Origin of the sequence: Enterococcus sp. 3H8_DIV0648 (assembly GCF_002140655.1) — a bacterium.
Taxonomy (GTDB): Bacteria; Bacillota; Bacilli; order Lactobacillales; family Enterococcaceae; genus Enterococcus_A; species Enterococcus_A hulanensis.
Genome location: NZ_NGLG01000002.1, coordinates 1,234,740 through 1,240,046 on the forward strand (window position 1 = coordinate 1,234,740; position 5,307 = coordinate 1,240,046).

The window sequence follows — 5,307 nt, forward strand, 5'->3', positions numbered from 1 at the left end:
GAAAGACTCTAATATCAGATTATAAATTGGATGAAATCTATACAGAAGTGAAAGAGATCATGCATGCCTACGTTGAAGGAAATGTAAAAAAGAGCAAAATAAAAAAAGAGCCAAGAGAAGTAATTATAACCACTTGTTTGACAGGACAGGGAGCGGCGATTACGCTAGCTAATTTCTTAAGAAATTCAATCTCTTTGATTTCAAAATATAATATCGAATTATTCCCGACAAACAGCAGCGATTATCGAATAGAGGACTTCAAAAATAAAAGGATTATAGCGGTAGTTGGGATTAGTGACTTGAATATAGCTCAAGTTCCTTTTATTCCATCAGAAAAAATTCTCTTGGATAATGGTTTATCCCAGTTAAATGAAATCATCGAAAACTATTATTCTGATTCCAATGGACAGCAATCTTTTGAAATGACGAATGAAAATGGCCTAAGAATTATTCTGGAAGAAACACTGACATTTCTAAATCCGCAGAAAACAATTACTACTCTTGTTCATTCCTTTGATGGCATGAAAAAGGATTTATTGATGGGAGAAAATTCAGAGAGATATCTTATTATGTTTGTTATGCATGGTGCTAGTACTGTCTCTTATACACATCTAGATGTGTATAAGAGACAGAAGGATTTATTGATGGGAGAAAATTCAGAGAGATATCTTATTATGTTTGTTATGCATGGTGCTAGTATGATTGAACGAGTCATACGAAATGAATGTATCGACTATCCAGACATAGAGTCTCTTATACGAGCTAAGTCGGAAACTTATGCTATTTTGAAGAAAGGAATGGAAGAAATTGAGAGTACGTTTATGCTGAAAGTCCCAGATGTTGAAATCGGCTATTTAATGGATCTTTTTGACACGGAATGACACACAAGCTAAGTTCTTAATAATATTTTAACACGGTCTTTTACGTGGCAGAGTCAAATGCTGACTTTGCCACGTTTTTTTGACTTGATAAACTGGCACAGAATTTGCACTATAAAAAGTACAAAGACAACTTTTAGGAAGGTGGTAACGAAAGCATTGATCGGATTGTTGCAATTGAGAAAATGAATACGGAAGGAAATGAGGATAATGGGAAAAATAAAATTGATTCGAGCAGATTTTAGATTGATTCATGGACAGGTCATCACAAAATGGTTAAAAGAATCAGGCGCAAAAAAGATAGTCATTATCAATAATGAGTTGGCAAAAGACAGTTTTTTAGGAAATATCTATGTAATGGCAGCACCACCGGGAATCAAGGTTGAGATTAAAACAATTGAGGATGCTGTAAAACAATGGGAAGAGGACGCGTTTGGTCAGGAGGAATTATTGATTTTATTTAAGACAGTTAAGGATATTTATCAAGCGCAATTATTAGGATTCCCGATTGAGGAGCTGCAGATTGGCGGATTGGGCGGCGGACCCGGGAGAGTAAATGTATTAAATCAAATTTCACTCGATAAAGAAGATGCAGAATTATTAAAGGAAATACAAACAAAAGGGACTCATGTATACTTACACGTTTTACCCACGGAGCCTAAGGTTGAACTAGATGCTGCACTAAACAAGATGAAGTAAGAAAGGGGTAGGATGAAAAATGACTTCAAATTTCGGGATGGCATTAACAGCAGGACTACTATATTTTATGGGACACTGCAAAATCGGCTATTGGTTTTATGATGTTTTTGGACAGCCATTATTTATCGGGATGATTTTTGGGTTGGTCGCAGGGGATTTAAAAACCGGATTACTGTTGGGCGGAACGATCCAGCTCGTTTATTTAGGAATGATCATGCCTGGAGGAAACATTCCATCTGATCCTGCTTTAGCTTCGGTGATTGCCATTCCAATTGCACTGAACACGGGATTGACGGCGGAGCAGGCAGTAGTTTTAGCGGTACCTTTTGGTGTACTTGGCGTATTTATTGACCAAATTAGACGAACAATGAACGCTATGTTTATTCATAGAGCGGATAAATTAGCAGAAAGTGGAAATGGCAGTGGGATTTTTCGGGAAGGTGTTATTTTTCCGATTATCCAAGGGTTTGTGCTCAGATTTCCAATTGTCTTTCTCGTGACATTGTTTGGTTCAGATGTTGTAAACACGGTGATGGATTTTTTACCGGAATGGATCATGCATGGTTTAGAAGTAGCAGGAGGACTATTGCCGGCACTTGGTTTTGCAATTGTTGTTTATACGATCGGTAAAAGATCAATATTGCCTTATTTCATCATTGGTTATTTTTCGGTCGTTTATTTGGAACTAAATACCATGGCAGCCGCTGTATTTGGCTTATGTATCGCAATACTAGTCGTTAGCTCAAGAAAAGTTGAAAGTGAGGGTGCCTAATATGGATAACAACATCGTAGAAAACGAGAAGAAAAAGACGCTTTCCAAAAAATCCTTGAAAAAAACTTATTTCTGGTGGGTTTTTACTACGGAACTGAGCAACTCCTATGAACGCTTACAGGCATTGTCCTTTTGTGTTAGCCTATTGCCGTCCTTAAAAGAGCTTTATGAAGGAGAGACAGAAGAATACAAAGCTGCACTTAGACGTCATCTGCAATTTTTCAATTCAGAAGGAACCTTTGGAGGACTGATTTTAGGAGTAATTTGTTCTTTAGAAGAGGAGCGAGCTGGTGGGGCTGAACTCCCCGACGAAATGTTTTCAGGTTTGAAAACAGGATTAATGGGACCTATGGCAGGGATTGGCGATACGATCATTTGGGGAACCTTGCGACCAATCATCTTTTCGATCGCGGTGACTCTAGCTCAATCGGGCAATATTTTAGGTGGACTTTTTCCATTCCTATTTTCATTTATCAGCTTGGCTCTTGGTTATAATCTCTTCAAATTCGGTTACAAGGTCGGCAGAGAATCTATTCAGTCTCTACTAAGCTCAGGAATGATAAATAAGGTAATCACCGGATCAAGTATTCTTGGGTTAATTATGATGGGCGCTTTGTCAGCAAGCTACGTCAAGCTTTCCATACCGATCAAGATTAAGCTGAGTAATGCAAATCCAATTGTTATTCAAGAATTATTAGACCAGATTCTTCCAGGAATGCTGCCGCTATTGGTAATTGCAGGAATATATTTATATTTCAGCAAGAAAGGTCAAAGCTATAATTTGGTAATTGGAGTGATCATTGCAGTGTCACTATTAGGCTCATTAATTGGTTTATTTTAAAAGAGAGTCGTTCGTTTGCATGAACCATTGGATTGGAGGAGAACATGGAAAAACATATTCTTGTTTTAACACATGGGGATTTTGGGGAAAGTCTGCTGAGATCAGCCCAAATGATTATTGGCGAGGTGGAAGAGGTGACCTCAGTTTCACTGTCGCAAGATGACTCTGTGGAGACTTTCTATGAAAAGATAGAAAATGAAATTGCTGGAATCTCGAAAGACATTGTTTGCCTAGTGGATATGTTTGGCGGAAGCCCATGCAATACCGCATTGAGACTTTCTCAAAACAGATCGATCAAGATCATCTGCGGGCTTAACTTGCCTATGTTTATTGAGTTGTATAACCAGCTATCCTTGGGTGAGGAAGTTGATAATGAATCACTAATTAAAACAGCAAGAAATAATATTTTTGATGTTACTAAAAAGGTCTTCCAGTGATCAAAAAAATCAATGAAATTTTATTGATGAAAGGAGCTTGATAAATGAATAACCCAATTATAGAAACGGCAAAGGGAAAGGTAAAGGGAATAAATGTAAATGGTGTAAACAAGTTTTTAGGAATTCCTTTTGCTAAGCCGCCCATTGGAGAACGGAGGTTTCTTCCACCTATTGAAAATGATCCTTGGGAAGGAGTGTTGGATGCGGGGGCGTTTAAAGCCAGCCCAATGCAGCTGCCTGGAAGTTCTGAAGGGGCGATGTATCCTCCTGAAAAAAGAACACCTCCAAGCGAGGATTGCTTATATTTGAATATTTATGCTCCGGACAATTCTGCCGGAAAAAGCTTGCCGGTGATGGTCTGGTTGTATGGCGGACATTATATGAATGGGTCTTCGACTTCAGAAGGGTGTGAAGGAAGTAATTTTGCAAAAAATCAAAATATAATCGTTGTGACCTTTAATTATCGAGTCGGAATCTTTGGTTTTATGGCTCATCCAAAACTAAAAGAACAATCAAAAAATTATACGAATGCTGGACTTGAGGACATGCTGGCAACACTGAAATGGATTCGAACAAATATTGAAAATTTTGGCGGAAATCCGAAAAATGTAACTCTGTTTGGCGTATCTGCGGGTTCTTCTGCAATAAATGTTTTATTGACATGCCCGGAGGCAAAAGGACTTTTTCATGCAGCAATAACTCAAAGCGGTTCACCGTTTAATCATGACGAGTGGGATATCGATGAAGAGCAGGAACAAAATCGGTGTAAAAGCTACCTAGAAAAAATCGGAGTGGGTGAGGACGAGCTATTCAGTGTGCCTGCAGAGAAATTTATAAGCAAACCTGAGGAATATGAGGCATCAGAATTTTGCCCTTATGTCGATGGTCGATTAGTCCCAGACCGCTTAGAAGAATCCTTTTTAGCTGGGAAAATCCATGATATTCCGATCATCCTAGGCTGCACTGCGGATGAAGCTTTCATACTCTTAGGAGAGCGGGAGAAAGTCACCAAAGCTCGGTTTGAAAAAACAGTAGAGACAAAATATCCAGATCATAAGGAATCCATTTACAAAAAGTATGGTGCTTATTTAGAGTACTCGCCTGCTTATGCTCTAGGTCGTTTTAGGTCGGATAATACAATTGCTAATATGAGATATTTTGCATCGTGCTTAGTCGAGCATCGGTCAGCTCCAACCTACTTCTACATTTTTCAAAAAGTCACTCCAGGAAAAGAGCCTTATTATTATGGCGCCTATCATGCTAGCGAAAATGCGTATCATTTTCAAAATTTGACAAGCAAATTTATCAATTATGGAGAAAGTGATGTATTAGTTAGTAATTCTATAGCAAACTATTGGGCAAATTTTGCTGCTCAGCATGATCCAAATAGCGATAATTTACCCGTATGGAAAGAATTTGTGCCAGAGACAAACCAAATGATGTATATTGACGACCCATGTGACTGTGTCCCTTTAAAAACAAAAGCACTTACTGAAGAATTGCAAAAAATACTCGAAGAAAGAACGGAAAAAAACATTCAAAAGAGGAGGCGTAAAAGTTAACAGACTATTACTGTTGAAAAAATAGAAAAAGCAGATCATCTTATGTTGGATTTTTGCATGAGACGATCTGCTTTTTTGTATAGATAGAGAGATGAAACAAGAATAACAGCATATAGCA

General features: G+C 38.1%; 6 protein-coding genes. All 6 read left to right on the top strand.

From position 1 onward, the window contains the following. Positions 1–881, top strand: an 881-nt coding sequence (locus A5875_RS22115; RefSeq protein WP_141108388.1) for a PRD domain-containing protein, incomplete at its 5' end; no start/stop codon positions are given. Positions 882–1,088: 207 nt separating this feature from the next. Beyond that, complete coding sequence (locus tag A5875_RS22120; protein ID WP_088935713.1) at positions 1,089–1,577, top strand: PTS sugar transporter subunit IIB; 489 nt, start codon at positions 1,089–1,091, stop codon at positions 1,575–1,577. Between the two features lie 19 nt (positions 1,578–1,596). Continuing rightward, entirely contained in the window at positions 1,597–2,349 is a 753-nt protein-coding gene (locus A5875_RS22125; RefSeq protein WP_088935714.1) for a PTS mannose/fructose/sorbose/N-acetylgalactosamine transporter subunit IIC, read from the top strand. Position 2,350: 1 nt separating this feature from the next. Further along, positions 2,351–3,190, top strand: coding sequence for a PTS system mannose/fructose/sorbose family transporter subunit IID (locus tag A5875_RS22130; protein ID WP_088935715.1), 840 nt, complete (start codon positions 2,351–2,353; stop codon positions 3,188–3,190). A gap of 44 nt (positions 3,191–3,234) precedes the next feature. Next, positions 3,235–3,627, top strand: a complete 393-nt coding sequence (locus tag A5875_RS22135; protein WP_088935716.1) for a PTS sugar transporter subunit IIA — start codon at positions 3,235–3,237, stop codon at positions 3,625–3,627. Positions 3,628–3,671: 44 nt separating this feature from the next. Next, positions 3,672–5,189 (top strand): carboxylesterase/lipase family protein, encoded by a 1,518-nt coding sequence (locus A5875_RS22140; RefSeq protein ID WP_088935717.1) that lies wholly within the window; start codon positions 3,672–3,674, stop codon positions 5,187–5,189. Positions 5,190–5,307: the final 118 nt, after the last annotated feature.

Coding starts and splice junctions, on each gene's coding strand:
- A5875_RS22120 (WP_088935713.1), top strand. CDS start 1,089: ATGGGAAAAATAAAATTGATTCGAGCAGATTTTAGATTGATTCATGGA.
- A5875_RS22125 (WP_088935714.1), top strand. CDS start 1,597: ATGACTTCAAATTTCGGGATGGCATTAACAGCAGGACTACTATATTTT.
- A5875_RS22130 (WP_088935715.1), top strand. CDS start 2,351: ATGGATAACAACATCGTAGAAAACGAGAAGAAAAAGACGCTTTCCAAA.
- A5875_RS22135 (WP_088935716.1), top strand. CDS start 3,235: ATGGAAAAACATATTCTTGTTTTAACACATGGGGATTTTGGGGAAAGT.
- A5875_RS22140 (WP_088935717.1), top strand. CDS start 3,672: ATGAATAACCCAATTATAGAAACGGCAAAGGGAAAGGTAAAGGGAATA.